15 protein-coding genes and 1 riboswitch are annotated in these 19,016 nt (G+C 72.0%); of the genes, 5 read left to right on the forward strand and 10 right to left on the reverse strand.

Translation table 11 applies throughout. The features are described 5' to 3' along the window. Positions 1–70: 70 nt before the first annotated feature. Complete coding sequence (locus ACVW07_RS05620; protein ID WP_456821034.1) at positions 71–613, reverse strand: ArsR/SmtB family transcription factor; 543 nt, start codon at positions 611–613, stop codon at positions 71–73. A gap of 111 nt (positions 614–724) precedes the next feature. Here ACVW07_RS05620 and ACVW07_RS05625 point away from each other — a divergent pair, with 111 nt between their 5' ends. Continuing rightward, positions 725–2,026, forward strand: coding sequence for an MFS transporter (locus tag ACVW07_RS05625; protein WP_456818287.1), 1,302 nt, complete (start codon positions 725–727; stop codon positions 2,024–2,026). Positions 2,027–2,033: 7 nt separating this feature from the next. Here the strand turns inward: ACVW07_RS05625 and ACVW07_RS05630 are convergent, their stop codons facing one another. Then, positions 2,034–2,846 (reverse strand): exodeoxyribonuclease III, encoded by an 813-nt coding sequence (locus ACVW07_RS05630; protein ID WP_456818288.1) that lies wholly within the window; start codon positions 2,844–2,846, stop codon positions 2,034–2,036. Positions 2,847–2,906: 60 nt separating this feature from the next. On the opposite strand from ACVW07_RS05630, the gene ACVW07_RS05635 reads away from it, so the two are divergent. Further along, the gene (locus ACVW07_RS05635) at positions 2,907–3,275 is read left to right on the forward strand and encodes a VOC family protein (RefSeq protein ID WP_456818289.1); all 369 of its coding nucleotides are present in this window, start codon (positions 2,907–2,909) and stop codon (positions 3,273–3,275) included. Here the strand turns inward: ACVW07_RS05635 and ACVW07_RS05640 are convergent. The 3 genes from ACVW07_RS05640 to glyA all read right to left on the reverse strand — a co-directional run bounded on the left by ACVW07_RS05640 (position 3,272) and on the right by glyA (position 6,059). Beyond that, on the reverse strand, positions 3,272–3,760 hold the full coding sequence (locus ACVW07_RS05640) for a VOC family protein (RefSeq protein WP_456818290.1): 489 nt from the start codon (positions 3,758–3,760) through the stop codon (positions 3,272–3,274). The genes ACVW07_RS05635 and ACVW07_RS05640 overlap by 4 nt on opposite strands. Before the next feature lie 128 nt (positions 3,761–3,888). Further along, a complete protein-coding gene (locus tag ACVW07_RS05645) occupies positions 3,889–4,770 on the reverse strand; it encodes a bifunctional methylenetetrahydrofolate dehydrogenase/methenyltetrahydrofolate cyclohydrolase (protein ID WP_456818291.1) in 882 nt (293 codons plus the stop codon). Then, complete coding sequence (glyA, locus tag ACVW07_RS05650; protein ID WP_456818292.1) at positions 4,770–6,059, reverse strand: serine hydroxymethyltransferase; 1,290 nt, start codon at positions 6,057–6,059, stop codon at positions 4,770–4,772. Before glyA ends, ACVW07_RS05645 begins: the two co-directional genes overlap by 1 nt. A gap of 89 nt (positions 6,060–6,148) precedes the next feature. Beyond that, positions 6,149–6,235: riboswitch (ZMP/ZTP riboswitch) on the reverse strand. A 169-nt stretch (positions 6,236–6,404) separates the two neighbouring features. On the opposite strand from glyA, the gene ACVW07_RS05655 reads away from it, so the two are divergent. Beyond that, a complete protein-coding gene (locus tag ACVW07_RS05655) occupies positions 6,405–6,929 on the forward strand; it encodes a hypothetical protein (protein ID WP_456818293.1) in 525 nt (174 codons plus the stop codon). Positions 6,930–7,079: 150 nt separating this feature from the next. Here ACVW07_RS05655 and ACVW07_RS05660 read toward each other — a convergent pair whose 3' ends face one another. Continuing rightward, positions 7,080–7,577, reverse strand: coding sequence for a GNAT family N-acetyltransferase (locus tag ACVW07_RS05660; RefSeq protein ID WP_456818294.1), 498 nt, complete (start codon positions 7,575–7,577; stop codon positions 7,080–7,082). Between the two features lie 49 nt (positions 7,578–7,626). Between ACVW07_RS05660 and purU the strand changes: the two genes are divergently transcribed. Together purU and ACVW07_RS05670 are read left to right on the forward strand one after the other, a co-directional pair. Further along, on the forward strand, positions 7,627–8,490 hold the full coding sequence (gene purU, locus ACVW07_RS05665) for a formyltetrahydrofolate deformylase (RefSeq protein ID WP_456818295.1): 864 nt from the start codon (positions 7,627–7,629) through the stop codon (positions 8,488–8,490). Positions 8,491–8,651: 161 nt separating this feature from the next. Continuing rightward, positions 8,652–10,052, forward strand: coding sequence for an extracellular catalytic domain type 1 short-chain-length polyhydroxyalkanoate depolymerase (locus ACVW07_RS05670; RefSeq protein ID WP_456818296.1), 1,401 nt, complete (start codon positions 8,652–8,654; stop codon positions 10,050–10,052). Between the two features lie 218 nt (positions 10,053–10,270). On the opposite strand, the gene pulA is transcribed toward ACVW07_RS05670, so the two are convergent. From pulA to ACVW07_RS05690, 4 genes are all read right to left on the reverse strand, one after another. Next, positions 10,271–16,108, reverse strand: a complete 5,838-nt coding sequence (pulA, locus tag ACVW07_RS05675) for a pullulanase-type alpha-1,6-glucosidase (RefSeq protein ID WP_456818297.1) — start codon at positions 16,106–16,108, stop codon at positions 10,271–10,273. 275 nt (positions 16,109–16,383) lie between these two features. Next, a complete protein-coding gene (locus tag ACVW07_RS05680; RefSeq protein WP_456818298.1) occupies positions 16,384–16,653 on the reverse strand; it encodes a DUF167 domain-containing protein in 270 nt (89 codons plus the stop codon). Positions 16,654–16,679: 26 nt separating this feature from the next. Further along, entirely contained in the window at positions 16,680–17,672 is a 993-nt protein-coding gene (locus ACVW07_RS05685; RefSeq protein ID WP_456818299.1) for a malate dehydrogenase, read from the reverse strand. A 122-nt stretch (positions 17,673–17,794) separates the two neighbouring features. Next, positions 17,795–19,012, reverse strand: coding sequence for an NADP-dependent isocitrate dehydrogenase (locus tag ACVW07_RS05690; protein WP_456818300.1), 1,218 nt, complete (start codon positions 19,010–19,012; stop codon positions 17,795–17,797). Positions 19,013–19,016 lie beyond the last annotated feature (4 nt).

Here is a 19,016-nt window from a genome sequence, read left to right on the forward strand (position 1 = left end):
GCCTTCCGTGGGCGCAGCGGTCGGGGCGCTGCGGTCAGGGGCAGCGGTCCGGGCGCAGCGGTTCGCGCCCTCAGCCCGGCGGCTGCTCGTCCCCGCGCCGCCGGCTGACGTCCTCGTGCATCACGTAGAAGACCGAGTACGGCGCGCCGCCCGGCGTGGCCGGCCGGGCGGCGAAGTCCTGGAGCACCGCGTCCACGCGCGTCGTGAGCTCGTCGTACCCGGCGGCGTCGAGGCGCAGGCCGAGGCGGGCCATCTGCACCTCGTCGGGGTGGGGCACCAGCGCGAACTCCTCCAGGAAGGCGTCGAGCAGGACGCGCGTGCGACCCGGCGCGGCAGGCGCCCGCCACGACTTCCCGGTCGCCCGGTAGGGCACCTCCCGGGCGCCCCGGGTGCCGCGCCGGGCGGGCTCGGCGGCCAGGAAGCCGCGGTCCACGAGCGTCCGGACGTGGTGCAGGACGGTGGCGGGGTTCTTGTCCAGCCGAGCTGCGATCTCGCGGTTGGTCAGCGCCTCGTCGAGGCACAGACGCAGGATGCGGATGCGGAGCGTGGAGGCGAGCGCCCGGGCATCCGCGTCCCGGTCGGTCGCCGCCCTGGCCGCCTCGTCCGACGTCATGTCGTCCGACGTCGTCTCGTCCCGCGTGGCCCGGGAGTCCGCTGAGGGTGCCATCCGCCGATGATCCCCCACTGATTGACATTTCTCAATCAGTCCGCCCATGCTGGCCCGGTGAGCATCGCGACGCCCGCCGCCACGCACCGGTCGCTGATCCACCACGCCGACTTCCGGCGCCTCTGGACCGGTGACGCCCTCGGTCAGCTCGGCGCCCAGCTCACGGGCCTCGCCCTGCCGGTGTACGCCGTGCAGCACCTCGCGGCGACCGAGTGGCAGATGGGTGCACTCACCGCCGCGGAGACCGCCGCGTTCCTCGTCATCGGCCTCCCGGCCGGGGCGTGGGTCGACCGCATGCGCAAGCGCAGGGTGCTGATCGTGTCCGACCTGGTCCGGGCCGCCGTCCTCGCCGTGGTCGTGGCGGCGGCGGCCACGGACCACGCGTCGATGTGGCTGCTCATCGTCGCCGGCCTGGTGGTGAGCGCCGCGAGCGTCTTCTTCGACGTCGCGCACCAGAGCTACGTGCCCGGGCTCGTCGGGCTCGACCACATCGTCGAGGGCAACTCCAAGCTGCAGGCGACCCAGTCCGTCGCGCAGATCGCCGCACCGGCGCTCGGCGGCGTGCTGCTGCGGGTCGTCACCGCCCCCGCGCTCATCGGCCTCAACGTCGTGACCTACGTCGTGTCGGCGTTCGCGGTCGGGCGCATCAGGCACGAGGAGACACCGCCGACGCCGGAGTCGCACCGCCCGCTGAGGACCGAGATCGCCGAGGGCCTGTCCTTCGTGGTCCGTCAGCCGCTGCTGCGCCGCATCGTCGCGTGCACGTCCCTCTCCAACCTCTTCGGCTCGATCGCCGGCGCCGTCATGGCGATCTACGTGCTCCGCACGCTCGACCTGGGGACCGCCACGTGGGGCACCATCCTGTCGGCCTCCGCCGTGGGCGGGCTGGTGGGGGCCGTCGTCGCCGACCGCCTGGCGCGCCGGGTGGGCGAGGGCCGGATCATCCCGCTCACCGCGCTGCTCTGCGTGCCGACGTACGCGCTCGTCCCGCTGTCCGCGTCCACGTCGATCGACCCGCAGGTGCTCCTGATCGTCAGTGGCGTGACCTTCTACTTCGCCGTGGTCGTCTACAACGTCGCCCAGGTCAGCTTCCGTCAGCGCCTGTGCCCGCCCGCGCTGCTCGGCCGCATGAACGCGTCCGTCCGGTTCATCGTCTGGGGCACCATGCCCGTCGGCGGGCTGCTCGGCGGGTGGCTCGGCACCCAGGCCGGCGTGGTCCCGACGCTGTGGGTCGGCGCGCTGGGCATGCTCGTCGCCGCTGCTCCTGTGGTCCTGTCGCCTCTCCTGGGCATGCGCGTCCTGCCGGTGCCGTCGCACGACGACCCCGCCACGTCGACGGCTGAGCCCCCCGTCGGCTGACCGTCGGTCAGAGGTCGTACTCGACGACGACCGGCGCGTGGTCGGAGAACCGCGCGGCGTAGGTCTCGGCCCGGTCGACGGTCACGCTGACGGCGGCGTCCGCGAGGTCCGGCGTCGCGAGCTGGTAGTCGATCCGCCACCCCGCGTCGTTGTCGAAGGCCTGCCCACGCCACGACCACCACGTGTACGGACCGGGCCCCTCGCCGCCGAGCTCGCGGCCCAGGTCGTGCCAGCCCAGGTCGTCGAACCAGCGGTCCAGGTACGCCCGCTCCCGCGGGAGGAAGCCGGCGGACTTGACGTTGCCCTTCCAGTTCTTCAGGTCGACCTCGCGGTGCGCGATGTTCACGTCCCCCGCCACGACCGCGTGTCCCCCCTGCTCCGCGAGGTCCGCCATCCGGGAGGTGACGTGGTCGAGGAACGCGTACTTCTCGTCCATCGACGGCGTCCCGACCGTGGCCGAGTGCAGGTAGGTGGACACGACCGTCACGGTCCGCCGTGGGCTGCCGTCGTGCGCGGACAGGACAAGATCGGCCTCGACCCACCGACCGGAGTCCCCGGTCACGCCGGTGCGCAGCCCGATCCGGACCGCGTCCATCGGCAGCCGCGACGCGATCGCGACGCCGGCCCGACCCTTGGTCTCGCTGGCCTCGTGCGCGAGGTGCCACTCGCCGCTCGGCAGGTGGTCGGCCAGGATCTCGTCGGTCGCCCGGACCTCCTGCAGCAGCAGCACGTCCGGCCGACGGGTCTCGAGCCACTGGCCCATCCCGCGCTTGAAGGCGGCCCGGATGCCGTTGACGTTCACGCTCGCGATGGTCAGCACCGGGCCATCCAACCCCACGTCAGCGACACGTCGGCGACACGTCCGCCTAGCATCCGTGACGTGACCGCCACCCTGCGCCTGGAGATCTTTCCCGCCGACCTCGACCGCACCGTCGACTTCTGGACCGGCGCGCTCGGCTTCACGCTCGAGCGCGACGAGCGCGGCTCGGCCCACCCGTACGTCGCGCTGCGACGGGACGCGGTGCTCCTGGGCGCGGCCCGTCGGGACGCCGTCGCGCCGGACACGCTCCGGCGGCCGCCGACGGGCGTCGAGATCGTCCTCGAGGTGGACGACCTCGACGCCGAGCGCTCTCGCATCCTCGCCTCGGGCTCCCCGCTGGCGGCGGACGTCACGGACCAGCCGTGGGGCCTGCGCGACCTGCGCGTGCTCGACCCCGACGGGCACTACGTCCGCGTGACGGCCCGCTAGACGGTCGTCCCCCGGAACGCCGCCTCGATCGCGGCGATGTCCAGCTTGGTCATCGTCAGCACCGCCGCCATCGCGCGACCGCGCGCTGCGGGGTCCGCGTCGTCGCCCATCATGTCGTTCAGGCCGGCCGGCACCACCTGCCAGGAGACGCCGAACCGGTCCTTGAGCCAGCCGCACTGGCTGTGCTCGCCGCCACCCTCGACGAGCGCGTCCCAGTACCGGTCGATCTCGTCCTGGTCCCCACAGTCGAGGACGAACGAGAACGCCTCGTCGAGCTGGAACGCGGGGCCCGCGTTGAGCAGCGTGACCTGGTGGTCGTCGAGGAGCAGGTCGACGATGAACACCGCGCCCTCCTCGACGTCGGGCACGCCCGGCGGCGCCTTGACGACCGACGTGATGGACGAGTTCGGGACGAGCGACACGTAGAACTCGGCGGCCTCCCCGGCCTTGTCGGCGAACCAGAGGTGCGTGTGGATCCTGCTCATGACGGTCCCCTTCCGGTGCGGTGCTGTCAGAGGTCCAGACTCCCACCGCCCGCCGGACTCATCGGTTCGGGACGACGGACGGCCGCCCCGGAGACGTCCCGGGGCGGCCGCTGATGGGTCGAGCGGTGTCAGGCCGAGAGCCGCTCCGCGGTGTCCACGACGTTGCTCAGCAGCATCGCGCGGGTCATCGGCCCCACACCGCCGGGGTTCGGCGACACCCAGGACGCGACCTCCCACACGGACGGGTCGACGTCGCCTACCACGCGGCTCTTGCCGGTCTCCGGGTCCGTCGCGCGGGATACGCCGACGTCGACGACGACGGCACCGGGCTTGACGAGGTCCGCCGTGATGATGCCCGGCACGCCCGCGGCCGCGATGACCACGTCGGCGTTGCGGGTGTGCTCCGTGAGGTCCGCGGTCCCCGTGTGCGTGAGCGTGACCGTCGCGTTGATCTCCCGGCGGGTGAGCAGGAGACCGATCGAGCGCCCGACGGTGACGCCCCGCCCGACGACGACGACGTCGGCCCCGCGCAGGTCCACGTCGTGCCGCAGCAGCAGGTCGATGATGCCGCGCGGGGTGCACGGGAGCGGCGACGTGACGGGCTCGTTGACCCGGAGCACCAGACGCCCGAGGTTCGTCGGGTGCAGACCGTCCGCGTCCTTGTCCGGGTCCACCAGCTCGAGCACGCGGTTGGTGTCGATGCCCTTCGGCAACGGCAGCTGCACGATGAACCCGGTGCACGCAGGGTCCTCGTTCAGCCGCTGCACCGCGGCCTCGATCTCCTCCTGCGTGGCGGTCTCCGGCAGGTCCTCCCGGATGGAGGCGATGCCGACCTCGGCGCAGTCCTTGTGCTTGCCGGCGACGTACCAGCGCGAGCCGGGGTCGTCGCCGACGAGCAGCGTGCCGAGCCCGGGCACGATGCCCCGGGCCGCGAGCGCCGCGACCCGCTCGGTGAGCTCGCCCTTGATCCGGGCCGCGGTCGCGGTGCCGTCGAGGATCTGGGCCGTCATCAGTACTGCTTCAGGTCGCCGTACAGCGGGAACGCCGCGGTGAGCTTGGCGACCCGCACCTTGAGCGCCTCGACGTCGGTCGCCGCACCGTTGACGAGGGCGTTCGCGATGATGTCGGCCACCTCGGTGAACTCGGCGTCGCCGAAGCCGCGGGTCGCGAGCGCCGGGGTGCCGATCCGCAGGCCGGACGTGACACGCGGCGGCCGCGGGTCGAACGGCACGGCGTTGCGGTTCACGGTGATGCCGGCGGTGTGCAGGAGGTCCTCGGCCTGCTGGCCGTCGAGGTCCGAGTGCCGCAGGTCGACGAGCACCAGGTGCACGTCCGTGCCGCCGGTCAGGACGGAGACGCCGGCCGCCGCCACGTCGGGGGCGTTGAGGCGGTCCGCGATGATCCGGGCGCCGTCCAGCGTGCGCTGCTGGCGGTCCTTGAAGTCCTCGGTGCCGGCGACCTTGAACGCGACGGCCTTCGCGGCGATGACGTGCATGAGCGGGCCGCCCTGCTGGCCCGGGAACACGGCGGAGTCGATCTTCTTGGCGTACTCCTCCTTGCTCAGGATGAAGCCGGAGCGGGGGCCGCCGATGGTCTTGTGCACGGTCGAGGACACGACGTCCGAGTGCGGCACGGGCGACGGGTGCAGACCGGCGGCGACGAGACCGGCGAAGTGCGCCATGTCGACCCACAGCTTGGCGCCGACCTCGTCGGCGATCGACCGGAACGCCTCGAAGTCGAGGTGGCGAGGGTAGGCGGACCAGCCGCCGATGATGACGTCGGGGCGGTGCTCGAGCGCGGCCTTGCGGACGGCCTCCGGGTCGACGAGGAACGTCTGCGGGTCCACGCCGTACGACGCGACGTCGTACAGCTTGCCGGAGAAGTTGATCCGCATGCCGTGCGTGAGGTGGCCACCGTGCGCCAGCTCGAGGCCGAGAATCTTGTCGCCCGCGTTGATCAGCGCGTGCAGCACGGCGGCGTTGGCCGTGGCGCCCGAGTGGGGCTGGACGTTCGCGGCCTCGGCGCCGAAGAGGGCCTTGGCGCGGGCGATCGCGATGGTCTCCGCGACGTCGACCTGCTCGCAGCCGCCGTAGTACCGGCGGCCCGGGTAGCCCTCGGCGTACTTGTTGGTCAGGACGGAGCCCTGCGCCTGCAGGACGGCACGCGGGACGAAGTTCTCGGACGCGATCATCTCGAGGGTGCCCTGCTGGCGGGCGAGCTCGCCGTCGAGGACGGCGGCGATCTCCGGGTCGAGCTCGGAGATGTTCTGGTCGAGGATCGGGGTGGTGTCGGCGCTCATGAAACGCTCCTCAGGCATCAGCGGACGGCTTGTCGAAGCACGTGGTCGCACCCGGCACACGGACGGGCACGCACACCTGCGGTGTGGTGACCGTGGGCCCAGGCGTCCGACCCGAAGTCTGCTGCTGCGTCGCTCCCCGGTGGTTCCCCACCTCTGCGCCAGTCGCGACGCGGACAGGCTACCAAGGTGTCGGACCGTGCGGCACGCCCGTCCGCGGGCGGCGCGACTCCCCCGGACGGGGGTTCTCCACGTCGTACCGACGGGCGGAAATGTCCCCCGGTCGGGTGTATGGAACCGGTAGCGTCCTGGTGCTACATCTTCACCCTTCTTCACGAGGAGCTCCGCATGGCACAGTCCGAGCCCGGCCCGAGCGGCATGCCCGTCGCACCCCGGTACGAGGCGCAGCAGGCAGCCGTCCCGCCCGTCGAGCGCCCGTCCACCATCACCCGCGCGGTGCAGCTGATGTACGTCGGCGCCGCGCTGAGCCTCGTCGGCATCGTCGTCGCGTGGGCCACGAAGAGCCAGCTCCACGACCAGATCGCGGAGGCCAGCCCGACCCTGTCGGCGTCCGGCGTCGACACCGCGGTGACCGCCGCCCTGGGGATCGGCACCTTCGTCGGGCTGGTCGGCGTCGGGCTGTGGATCTGGATGGCGTTCGCGAACGGCGCCGGCAAGTCGTGGGCCCGCATCCTCTCCACGGTCTTCGGCGGGCTCAGCGTCGTCAGCACCCTGATCGGCCTGCGCAACGCCACCGGCGTCACGATCGTCCTGCAGCTCGTGTCCCTCGTCCTCGCGGTCGTGATCCTCGTGCTGCTCTGGCGTCCGGCCTCGTCCGCGTTCTACCAGTCGCGGTCCGCGCGCACGGTGTGACCCCCGCTCGTCGGGCGGGCGCCACACTGTGCGCGCCTGCCCGACGAGCATGCCGTCCGTCGCCTGCGCCTGCGGCTCAGAGGTACCCGCCGGTGGACGGCGCCCCTGACGCCTCAGGCACGGGAGCCGGTCGAGCGCGAGCCCCCAGACTCACGCGTCCGCGCGGTCCTCCTCGCCGAGGATCTTGCGCAGGTACGCATACGTCAGGTCCCCCGCGGTCCGGTCGTGCTCGTACTCGTACCCGTGCTTCTCGTAGAGCGCCAGGTTCTGCAGCGAGTCGCGGCCGGTGAACACCCAGACCTCCTCGATGCCGTCCGGCAGGTACGGCAGGATCGCCATCAGCAGCCGGGTTCCCACCCCGCGTCCCTGCAGGTCGGGAGCCACGGCGAACCGCCCGAGCGTCGCCTTGGTGCCCTCGACGAGCACCCGGATCGAGCCGATCATCCGGTGCCCGCTCCAGGCCCCGAGGGTGAGGACGCCGTCGACGTCGAGATCGGCGTGCAGCTCCTCGAGCGTCTGGGTCAGCGGCGGGATGTTCGGGTCGCCGTACTGCTGCGCCTCCGTGACGAACGCGGCGCGGCGCAGGGTGAGCAGCTCGCCCGCCTCGTCGTGGGTGACACTGCGGATGGTGAGGTCGTCCTGCGTCATGGCGCCCATCGTGTCAGCCGTCCGCGCGAGCGCACTACTCTCGTGACTCGTGTCTCAGAGTGCAGATGTCGCGACCCACTGGGTGTTGACGCTCTCGTGTCCTGACCGGCCCGGGATCGTCCGGGCGGTGGCGGGTCTGCTCGCGGACCACGGGGGGAACATCACGGAGTCGCAGCAGTTCGGCGACCCGCTGTCAGGGCTGTTCTTCATGCGGGTGCAGGTCACCGCGTACGCGCCGCGCGAGGTGCTGGTGGCCGCCATGACCGAGGTGGCGCGCGACTTCGCCATGCAGTGGACGCTCGACGTGCACGGCCGGCCGGTCCGGACGCTGGTGATGGGCTCCACGGCGGCGCACTGCCTGAACGACCTCGCGTTCCGGCAGCGCTCCGAGAAGCTGCCGGTGGACCTCGTCGCAGTCGTCTCCAACCACACCGCGCTGGAGCCGCTCGCGGCGTTCTACGGGATCCCGTTCCACCACGTGCCGGTGACGGCCGCGACGAAGGCGCAGGCGGAGGCGCGGCTCCTGGAGCTGGTCGACGAGCTCGACGTGGAGCTCGTGGTCCTCGCCCGGTACATGCAGATCCTGTCGGACGACCTGTGCCGTGCCCTGGCCGGCCGCGTCATCAACATCCACCACTCGTTCCTGCCGTCGTTCAAGGGCGCCCGGCCGTACGCGCAGGCGCACGACCGGGGCGTCAAGCTGATCGGTGCGACGGCGCACTACGTCACGGGCGACCTCGACGAGGGGCCGATCATCGAGCAGGACGTCGAGCGCGTCGACCACACCCGCGCCGTCGAGGACCTGATGGCGCTCGGGCAGGACGTGGAACGCCGGGCGCTCGCGAGGGCCGTGCGGTGGCACGCGGAGCACCGCGTGCTCCTCGACGGCCACCGCACGATCGTCTTCCGCTAGCCGGCCGCCGACCTCGCGGCTCGAAACCTTTCATAGTCGCCACGGCCCTTGACCTCGACGGTCCCCGGTCGCGATGCTCCGAGGGTTCCTGAAACGATATCGAAACTTTCGGCGACCGGCCGCCCCCTCGCGTGCCCGGGCCGGGGTCAAGGAGGACTCCCATGTCACGACCACGCTCTTCCTGGCGACGCAGCCTCGCGGCGGGTGCCGCGCTCGTCGCCGGCACGCTGGGGATCGGCGCAGCCGCGCTCGTCGCGGCCCCGGTCGCCCAGGCGGCCTCGCTCACGCAGATCACCAGCTTCGGCAGCAACCCCGGCGGCCTGCAGATGTACACGTTCGTCCCCGACACGCTCGCCGCCAACCCGGGCATCGTCGTCGCCGTGCACTACTGCACGGGCTCGGCGTCCGCGTTCTACAACGGCACCCAGTTCGACGAGCTCGCCAGCAAGTACGGCTACATCGTCATCTACCCCTCCGCGTCCCGCCCGGGTGCGTGCTTCGACGTGTCGTCCACGGCCGCGATGACCCACGGCGGGCAGAGCGACCCGGCGAGCATCGTCTCGATGGTCCGGTACGTGCAGCAGCACTACACCACCGACACCAGCAAGGTCTTCGTCACCGGCGTCTCGTCGGGCGCCATGACCACCCAGCTGCTCCTCGCCGACTACCCGGACGTGTTCGCCGCCGGCTCGTCCTACGCGGGCGTGCCCGCCACGTGCTTCTCGACGGGCGGCGCGGCCCCGGGGGCGAACGGCCAGGCCGGCTGGAACAGCGACTGCGCGCAGGGCAAGCTCATCAAGTCGGCCCAGCAGTGGGGCGACCTGGCCCGCGCCGCCTACTCCGGCTACTCGGGACCGCGGCCCCGTGTGCAGCTCTGGCACGGCACCAACGACGAGACGCTCAACTACAACAACTTCGGCGAAGCCATCAAGCAGTGGACCAACGTGCTGGGCGTGAGCAGCACGCCGGCGTCCACCACGACGGTGTCCGGCAACATCACCCGGACCCGCTACGGCAGCACGGGTGACCAGGCCGCGCTCGAGGCGAACAGCATCCAGGGCGCGTCGCACAACCTGCCGGTCGACGCCGCGGCGGCGATCCACTTCTTCGGGCTCGACTCGACGACCACGAACACCCCGACGCCGACGCCCACCACGCCGACTCCGACGCCGACGCCGACGCCCACCATCCCGACGCCGACCCCGACGCCGACCACCCCGACGCCGACGCCGACCGTCGTCCCCGGCGGCTGCGCCGTGACCTACGGCGTCAACCAGTGGAACACCGGCTTCACCGCGAACGTGGCCATCAAGAACACGTCCTCGGCCGCCCTCAACGGCTGGACGCTGAAGTTCACGTTCCCCTCGGGGCAGACGGTCACGCAGGCCTGGTCCGCCAAGGCCAGCCAGTCCGGCTCCGCGGTGACGATCACCAATGAGTCGTGGAACGGTTCACTCGCGCCTGGTGCCACGACCCAGCTGGGCTTCAACGGCTCGCACAACGGCACCAACACCGCGCCGTCGTCGTTCACCCTGAACGGGACGGCCTGCACGGTCGGCTGACGCAGCGGCCGAGCGCACCGGGCCGCACGGACACCCTCGGCGGGTGTGTCCGTGCGGCCCGGCCTTGTTGTCGTCCCTCGAGGCATCCGCCCCGGTCAACCGTGGCCGAGCTCAGGTGTCCGGACCACGGACGGGACCGCCACGACGCCCGACGGCACGCACGAGAGCAGCGCCCTGGCCCTGCCGCCGGGGCCCCGCCCCGAGAGCCACCCGGGACCTCACCACCACCCGTGCCCCGGCCGGTGTCCGTGCCCGGACTTCTCGACGAGCACCGCGACCGTGCGCGCCGGCACCGTGACCGTGCCCGTGGCCGACGACCAGGTCGTCGAGCGGACCACCGGGTCGCCTCCCCTGGCCTGCACCGACGAGAGCGCGAGCCGGTGGCCTGCCAGGTCGGCGACCGTCTGGGTGGTCGGCTCGTCTGAGCCGTTGACCACCACGAGGACCCCGTCGAGCGAACGGTCCACGTCCTGGTTCCAGCGGTGCGTCCTGCGGTCCCAGCCCGCCCTGTCGTCGATCCGCATGACCACAACACCGGGATCGGCGTGGGCCCCGGAGCCGGGGAACGACACCTTCTGCTCGATCAGGCCCGCGGCGCCCAGCCGGAACAGGGGTGTGGAGAACCGCAGCCGCAGCAGGTCGTCGGCGGCGCGCGACGCGGTGGCGATGTCCGCCGGCGTGGGCTTGAGTGCCGGGTCTGCCAGCAGCGGTCGCTGGAACGGCCACTTGTCCAGGTTGTCGGTCCTCGGCGGCAGGCCGCGGCCGAACCCGTTGTCCTGTCCCGACAGGTCGAGGCTGTTGAACCAGTCGCCCGAGTTGAAGCTGTTGCGGTCGAGCGACTTGCTGCGCAGCAGGTCGGCGCCGGCGTGCCAGAAGCTGGGTGTCTGCGCCAGGGCCGTCGTCGCGAGGCTGACGGTGTTCATCCGCACCCGGTCCGACATGGTCGTGGAGACCGGCAGCTTGTACGTCAACGAGTCCCACAGGGTCTCGTTGTCGTGCGCGTCCACGTAGGTGACGACCTCCTCCGGCTGCTCCGCGTACCCGGCCGGCTGGCCGTTGTAGAGGATCTCGCTGCCCTTCTGGACCGTGCCGGAGCTCGTCTCGAACGCGAAGTCGCGCAGGTTGCCGGCCATGCCGAGCCGGACGAGGTCGGCGTCGTGCTGCGCCCGGGCTGCCTGGTCGGCCTCCGAGCCGTTCACCGGGTCACCGTTAGGGTCGGTGCCGCCGCCCGACCCGAAGCCCTGGACGTGCGGGTTCACGTCGAACGGACCACCCCCGCGGACCGCGTCGCGCAGCCTGTCGGAGAACGTGCCGATGCCCGTCCCGCCGAGCTGGCCCTGCGTCGCCTGCGTGAACAGGGCGTTGTCCGCCACCTCGCCGAAGTTCCAGCCCTCGCCGTACAGGTACACGTGCCGCCCGTCCACGCCGTCCTTGCGCGGCGTCAGTGCGTCGAGCGCCCTGCGCACGGCCGTCATGTTGTCCACCGAGTGGTGGCCCATGAGGTCGAAGCGGAACCCGTCGACCTTGTAGTCCCGGGCCCAGGTCACCACGGAGTCGACCATCAGCTTCTGCGCCATCGCATGCTCGGTCGCGACGTTCTGGCAGCACGTGGACGTCTCGACGTCACCCGCCGCGTCCAGCCGCTGGTAGTACCCCGGCACCACCCGGTCGAGCACCGACCCCGGGTCCTGCCCGCTCGCCGCGGTGTGGTTGAACACCTGGTCGAGGACCACCTGCAGGCCGTCGGCGTGCAGCGCACCGACCATCGTCCGGAAGTCCGCCACCCGGCCGCCGCCGTCCTGGTGCACCGCGTACGAGCCCTCGGGCGCCTGCCAGTGCAGCGGGTCGTAGCCCCAGTTGAACCCGTCGGAGTCCGCGACCGCGGTGACGCAGGCCTGCTGCTGCTCCGAGTCGGGCGCGTACGACGCGAGGTCGCACGCCGGCGTGGCCTGCTTCGACCGGTCCTCCTCGATCGTCGCGATGTCGAACGTCGGCAGCAGGTGCACCGTCGTGAGGCCTGCGTCGGCGAGCTCGCGCAGGTGCTTCGTGCCCGCGCTGCGGTCGGCGAACGCCAGGTAGGTGCCGCGGTGGCCAGCGGGGACCGTGGTGTCGCCGATGGAGAAGTCGCGCACGTGGAGCTCGTAGATCGTCTGGTCCACGGGCCTCACGACCGGCTGGTGGACCCTCTCCCACTGCTTCGGCCGGAACGCCCTGTCGTCCAGGTCGACGAGGACCGAGTGGGTGCTGTTGAGGGTGAGCGCGACCGAGTACGGGTCCGTCACCTGGTTGACCTCGACCTTGCCGGTGGTCGGCGCGTAGACCGTCACCTCCCACAGGTAGGCGGCGCCTGCCCACTCCTTGCGGCCGCCGACCGTCCAGGAGCCGTCCGGCTCCCGGTGGGCCGCCACCCGCGTGGGCGTGCCGGACGTCTCGGTCCCCGCCCTCGTCGCAGGCCAGACCAGCAGGTCGACGTCCTGGGCGGTCGGCGCCCAGAGCGCCAGGTGCGGGGCGCCGTGCGACCAGGTGGTGCCCAGGACGCGCTTGGCCGCCGCCTCCGCGTACAGGTCGTCGAGCACGCCGGGGACCTGCACGCCCGTCGCGGCCTGCAGCGCGCCGCCGGCTGACTGCGTCACCAGGAGCTGGCCGCGCAGCAGGTCCTTGACGGCCGCCCGGTCCGCGCCGACGTGCAGCGCCACCGAGCCGGCCAGCTGCGGGAACCGGGCGAGCTGCGTGTCGGTGAGGCCGTCCGGGTCATAGGTGAGCGGCACCGGCGTGCCGTCGTCGCCCGTCACCGCCCCGTCGACGACCGCGAGCGCGGCGGTCGACGACGAGTGCAGCCGCCAGTCGAGGGTGGTGGGGTCGGTGCCCTCGGGCACGAGGTCGGCCGGCCACGCGATCGTGGACGCGTCGACCCAGCGCGCCAGCTCGTCACCGGTGCCGGGCAGCGGCTGGTCACCGCCGACCGCCACGGTGAGCACGTGGGTCGCGAGCACGTAGGAGAAGGTGACGGGCTCGTCACCGGGGGTCGAGAACGGGATGTTCGCGCCCCCGGGGACGCCGCCTGCGCCGTAGTTCTCGGCCCACGACAGGTTGTGGGCCACCTTCACCTCGTACGAGCCCTCGGTCAGGGCCTTCGTGGTGAACGTGAAGGTGCCGTCACCGTCCGGGTCCTCGAGCAGCGTGGCGAGGCAGTCGGGCATCCAGTCGCCCTCGCACCCGAGCTCGCTGTTGGTGGAGCCGGGGACGGTGAGGATCGGGCCCTGCGCGGTGGACGTGAACCAGTGGGTCACCGGGTCGTAGTAGAAGGTCACCGGTCCGTCGGCGGCGAGCGTGTACGTCACGTTCGCGCCGCCGGGGGCACCACCGGCGCCGTAGTTCTCGTCCCACGAGCCGCCGACCGCGACCTTGTAGTCGTACGTGCCCGCGGGGAGAGTGAACGTGCCGGAGTAGATGCCGTCCGTGAACGTGGTGAGCTGGGCCTTCGTGCACTCCGGCTGCCAGTCGCCGGGGCACCCCATCGCGCTCTGGTGGCTGCCGGGCACCGTGACGACGAGGTCGCCGCCACCGCCGCCGCCCTGCGTCTCCTCGCCGTCGACCCGGTTGCCGACCGACGCGAACGTCGAGCCCGCCGAGGCGTGGCCCGCGGCGTCGACCGTGACCGCCCGGTACTCCACGAGCGTGCCCGCGGCGAGGCCTGCGGTGTCCGCGTAGACCCGCGGCGCGGTGGTCTCGGACGTGCCGAGCGGGGTCCAGGTGTCGTCGCCCACCACCCGGTAGGCGAACGAGGTCTGGCTCCACACGTCGTCGGCCACGTCGGCGCTCACCGGGACCTGGCCGGCCAGCCCGGCCCCGGGCGCCGGCGCGTCGACCGTGATCGGACCCGCCGCGGCGGGCGCGGCGACCGGTGCGTCGGCACGCAGGACGATCGCGCCCAGGGCCGGGATCGTCACCGGGACCGTGCCGTCGGCGGCGGCGGTCGTGCCCGTCGTCGTGCCGTACAGCGCCGTGAAGTGGGCACCGGGCGTGAGGGTGTCGATGGTGACCGTGGCGGGCGACGTGCCGTTGTTCAGCGCGACGAGGTGCTCCACCTTCTCGGTCGCGTCGACGCGGCTGAACGCGTACACCGACCCGCTCGAGTACCGCTCGACCTGCGCGCCGTCCTTGAGCGCAGGCGTGCTCTGCCGGAGCTCCGCGAGACCCTCGATGTGCTGGTAGAGCGCGCTGTCGGTGTCATACCGGTCCACCGAGCCGGCCGTGGTGCCGTCCAGCAGCGGCTGGTTCGCGTACTCGGCCACCTGCGTCGCGAACAGGGACTGCCGGGCGTCCTTGTCGCTGCCGTTCATGGAGCCGGCGCCCTCGAAGCCCTGCTCGTCGCCGTAATACACGACGGGCTGGCCGCGGGACAGGAACATCAGGTCGTGCGCGAGCGCGGAGCGCGCCTGCGGGTCGGAGCCGTCCTTGACGAAGTAGCCGATGCGGCCCATGTCGTGGTTGCCGAGGAACGTCGGCAGGGCCTGCGCGTTCGTCGTCGGGGTGACGTACCGGTCGTCTCCCTCGTACAGCGTGTGCAGCAGCCCGGCCGACGAGCCCTTCGCGTAGTTCGACGCCGCGGACTGGAACGTGAAGTCGAGCACGGCGTCCATGTCGCTGTTGCGCAGGTACGGCGAGAGCTTGACGGGGTCGGCGTCGTACACCTCGCCGAACATGAAGAAGTCGGGGTTGCCCTGCGCGGTCGCGTGCTCGTGCACGGCCGTCGTGAACTTCTGCCAGAACTCGAAGTTCACGTGCTTGGCGGTGTCGATGCGGAAGCCGTCGACGCCGAGGTCCACCCAGCTGTCGTACACGTCCACGAACCCGTCGACGACCTCGGGGTCCTCCGTCATGAGGTCGTCGAGGCCGGAGAAGTCGCCGTAGGTCGTCGACTCGCCGGAGTAGGTCGAGTCGCCGCGGTTGTGGTACTTGGTCACGTCGTTCAGCCAGTCCGGGACCTTGACGTGCGCGTCCTCCGGCTTCACCACGGGTGTGTACGGGAACGACGTCGCCGGGTCGAGCGCCGGGAACGTGTCCGTGCCCGCATAGGTGTGCGGGTCGAAGACGTTGCCGGCGGCGTCCTTGTAGGGGCTCGCGCTCTGCGGCACGTACGTGTACGTCTTCTGGGCGTAGTCGATGACGTCGGCGGTGTGGTTCGTGATGATGTCGAAGTAGACCTTGATGCCGCGCGCGTGCGCGTCGGCGATGAGGGCCTCCAGCTCGGCGTTCGTGCCGAGGTGCGGGTCGATCTGCGTGAAGTCGGTGATCCAGTAGCCGTGGTACCCGGCCGACACGTTCGCCCCGGTGCCCTGCACGGGCCGGTTCTTGAACGACGGGGTCAGCCAGATCGCGGTGGTGCCGAGGCCCTCGATGTAGTCGAGCCGCTCGCGCAGGCCGGCGAGGTCGCCGCCGTGGTAGAAGCCCTTGTCGGTCGTGTCGAGGCCCGTCGTGAGGCGGTCGCCCGTGAGGCCACCCGCGTCGTTGGACGGGTCGCCGTTCGCGAACCGGTCCGTCATCGCGAAGTAGAACGTGTTGCCCGCTCCCGGGTCGCGGGCCGGCTCCGCGACGATCGCGTCGTCGGCGGCCGAGGCGTCGCCCGCGAGGTCCAGGGGGGTGAGCGCGGTCCGGTGCGTCGTGTCGTCGTACGTGAACCGGATCGTCGACGGCCCTGCGACCACGAGCGGGGTGTCCCCCGTGCCGCCGTCGCCGCCGTAGGACTCGTCCCACGCGTCGTTCAGGGCCACCTTGTAGTGCCACGTCCCGGCGGGCACCTCGAGGTCCGCGCTGAACCGGCCGTTCCCGTCGGCCGTGAGCTCGGTCACCGCGCAGGCGGGCTGCCAGTCCTCCGTGCAGCCCAGCTCCCTCTGGAGGTCCCCGACCAGCGCCGCTGTCCGGTCGGCGGCCACCGCCCGCACCGCTCCCACGGTGGCTGCGGTGCCCGCGAGCGCGAGCGCCACCGCGAGCGACGAGACGGCTGCGACCGTCCGGCGGCCCGGTCGGGACAGGAGGGCGGCGCGACGCGGCATGGCGACTCCTTCGTCGTCCGGCACGGCCGTGTGCCGGGGTCAGCGTCGACGGTACCGATGCGCCGCAACTTGCAGCAAGCGTTTCAGACATATCGGCCGCGCCGGTCTCCATCGGACGATATGCCGGTGTCACCGGACCGCATCTCGACGGCGGCCGGCACCGACCGTGGCGACGTCCGAGGCCGCGCAGGGTCCAGCTGCGCGGCGTCCCGAGGGGCAGGCCCACGCGCGCCCGACCGCCCCGGCCGACGTCGACGCCGACCCGCCGACCGGCCTCAGGCGCCGCGCAGCCGGTCCAGCCGCGCGGGCAGGTCAGCGACCGCGCCCTCCGCGACCTCGACCACCTTGTCGCGGCTCGTCGCTCCCGACACCAGGGTGACGTGCCGGTGCCGGACCCCGAGCGCATCGGCCAGCGCCCGGAGCGCGGCGTCCGTCGCCGCCCCGTCGACCGCACGAGCCGTCACCGCCACCACCAGCCGGTCGCCGTGCAGACCGCCGACCGAGGTCCGGGACGCCCCCGGGCGCACACGGAGCGCGACCCGCACGGCAGCCCCCTCGCTCCGGCGGTCGCTCAGACCAGGCCGAGCACCCGCACCGCGTCGCGCTCCTCCACGAGCTCCGCGACCGACGCGTCGATCCGCGCGCGCGACGAGCCGTCGACCTCGAGGTCCGGCACGATGCGCCAGGCGCCGCCCTCGGACGTCACGGGGAACGACGAGATGAGCCCCGCCGGCACCCCGTAGGAACCGTCCGACACCACGCCGGCCGACGTCCAGTCGCCCGCGGGCGTCCCGTGCACCCACGTGCGCACGTGGTCGACCGCCGCGTTCGCCGCCGACGCCGCCGACGACGCCCCGCGGGCCTCGATGATCGCCGCACCGCGCTTGGCGACCGTCGGGATGAAGGTGTCGACCACCCACGCGTCGTCCGCGACGACCTCGAGCGCGGGCCGCCCCGCCACCGTCGCGTGCGAGAGGTCCGGGTACTGCGTCGCCGAGTGGTTGCCCCAGATGGTGACGCGCGTGATCTCCGCGACCTTCGCACCCGTCCGCCTCGCGAGCTGCGACACGGCCCGGTTGTGGTCGAGCCGCGTCATCGCCGTGAACCGGTCCGCCGGGACGTCCGGCGCGTGCTGCTGCGCGATCAGGGCGTTGGTGTTCGCGGGGTTCCCGACGACGAGGACGCGGACGTCGTCGGCCGCCCCGGCGTTGATCGCCTCGCCCTGGGGCTTGAAGATGCCGCCGTTGGCCGAGAGCAGGTCGCCGCGCTCCATGCCGGCCGTGCGAGGACGCGCCCCCACGAGCAGTGCGACGTTCGTGCCGTCGAACGCCGCCCGCGGGTCGTCGAAGATGTCCACGCCGTCGAGCGTCGGGAACGCGCAGTCGTCGAGCTCCATCGCGGTGCCCTCGGCCGCCTTCACCGCCTGCGGGACCTCGAGCAGCCGCAACCGCACCGAGGTGTCCGCACCGAGCATCTGGCCGGAGGCGATCCGGAACAGCAGCGCGTAGCCGATCTGTCCGGCGGCACCGGTGACGGTCACGTTGACGGGCTGGCTCACAGGCACGGACGGGCTCCTTCGGTCGGGCGGCACGCGGCGCTACCGGCACGCTACCCGCAGGAACGGCGACGGCGCCCGCCCGGATGGTCCAGGGGGGCGCCGTCGACGACGAGAGTCAGGCGGGCAGGTCAGCCGAGCTTCGCCGCGAGGTTGGCGTCGAGCGTCGCGAGGAACTCCTCGGTGGTCTGCCACGCCTGGTCCGGGCCGACGAGCGCGGCGAGGTCCTTGGTCATCGCGCCGCTCTCGACGGTCTCGACGACCACCTGCTCGAGCGTCTCCGCGAACTGGGTCACCTCCGGGGTGCCGTCCAGCTTGCCGCGGTGCTTGAGGCCACCGGTCCACGCGAAGATCGACGCGATCGGGTTCGTCGACGTCGGCTTGCCGGCCTGGTGCTGGCGGTAGTGGCGCGTGACGGTGCCGTGGGCCGCCTCGGCCTCGACGGTCCTGCCGTCCGGCGTCATGAGGACCGACGTCATGAGGCCGAGCGAGCCGAAGCCCTGCGCGACGGTGTCGGACTGCACGTCGCCGTCGTAGTTCTTGCACGCCCAGACGTAGCCGCCCTCCCACTTCATGGCCGCGGCGACCATGTCGTCGATGAGGCGGTGCTCGTACGTGAGTCCGTGCTCAGCGAAGGCAGCGGCGAACTCCGCGTCGAACACCTCCTGGAAGATGTCCTTGAACGCGCCGTCGTAGGCCTTGAGGATCGTGTTCTTCGTCGACAGGTACACCGGGTAGCCCCGCTGCAGGCCGTACGCGAACGAGGCGCGCGCGAAGTCGCGGATCGAGTCGTTGAAGTTGTACATGCCCATCGCGACGCCGCCGCCGTCGGGGTACGTCACGACCTGCTGCTGGATCGGCTCCGAGCCGTCCGCGGGGGTGTAGGTGAGGGTCAGCGTGCCGGCGCCCGGGACCTTGAAGTTGGTCGCCTTGTACTGGTCGCCGTGAGCGTGACGGCCGATGATGATCGGCTTGTTCCAGCCCGGGACCAGGCGCGGGATGTTGCTGATGATGATCGGCTCGCGGAACACCACGCCGCCGAGGATGTTCCGGATCGTGCCGTTGGGCGAGACCCACATCTTCTTCAGACCGAACTCCTCGACGCGCGCCTCGTCGGGCGTGATCGTCGCGCACTTGACGCCGACGCCGTGCTCCTTGATGGCGTGCGCCGCGTCGACCGTCACCTGGTCGTCGGTGGCGTCGCGGTTCTCGATCGACAGGTCGTAGTACCGCAGGTCGATCTCGAGGTACGGGTGGATCAGGCGGTCCTTGATGAACTGCCAGATGATGCGCGTCATCTCGTCGCCGTCGAGCTCGACGACCGGGCCGACGACCTTGATCTTCGCCATGCGG

Source organism: Cellulomonas sp. URHB0016 (assembly GCF_054057935.1).

Excerpts from the sequence above, each read along its gene's own strand:
- ACVW07_RS05620 (WP_456821034.1), bottom strand. The coding sequence starts at position 613 with ATGACGTCGGACGAGGCGGCCAGGGCGGCGACCGACCGGGACGCGGAT.
- ACVW07_RS05640 (WP_456818290.1), bottom strand. The coding sequence starts at position 3,760 with ATGAGCAGGATCCACACGCACCTCTGGTTCGCCGACAAGGCCGGGGAG.
- ACVW07_RS05645 (WP_456818291.1), bottom strand. The coding sequence starts at position 4,770 with ATGACGGCCCAGATCCTCGACGGCACCGCGACCGCGGCCCGGATCAAG.
- glyA (WP_456818292.1), bottom strand. The coding sequence starts at position 6,059 with ATGAGCGCCGACACCACCCCGATCCTCGACCAGAACATCTCCGAGCTC.
- ACVW07_RS05655 (WP_456818293.1), top strand. The coding sequence starts at position 6,405 with ATGGCACAGTCCGAGCCCGGCCCGAGCGGCATGCCCGTCGCACCCCGG.
- ACVW07_RS05660 (WP_456818294.1), bottom strand. The coding sequence starts at position 7,577 with ATGACGCAGGACGACCTCACCATCCGCAGTGTCACCCACGACGAGGCG.
- ACVW07_RS05670 (WP_456818296.1), top strand. The coding sequence starts at position 8,652 with ATGTCACGACCACGCTCTTCCTGGCGACGCAGCCTCGCGGCGGGTGCC.
- pulA (WP_456818297.1), bottom strand. The coding sequence starts at position 16,108 with ATGCCGCGTCGCGCCGCCCTCCTGTCCCGACCGGGCCGCCGGACGGTC.
- ACVW07_RS05690 (WP_456818300.1), bottom strand. The coding sequence starts at position 19,012 with ATGGCGAAGATCAAGGTCGTCGGCCCGGTCGTCGAGCTCGACGGCGAC.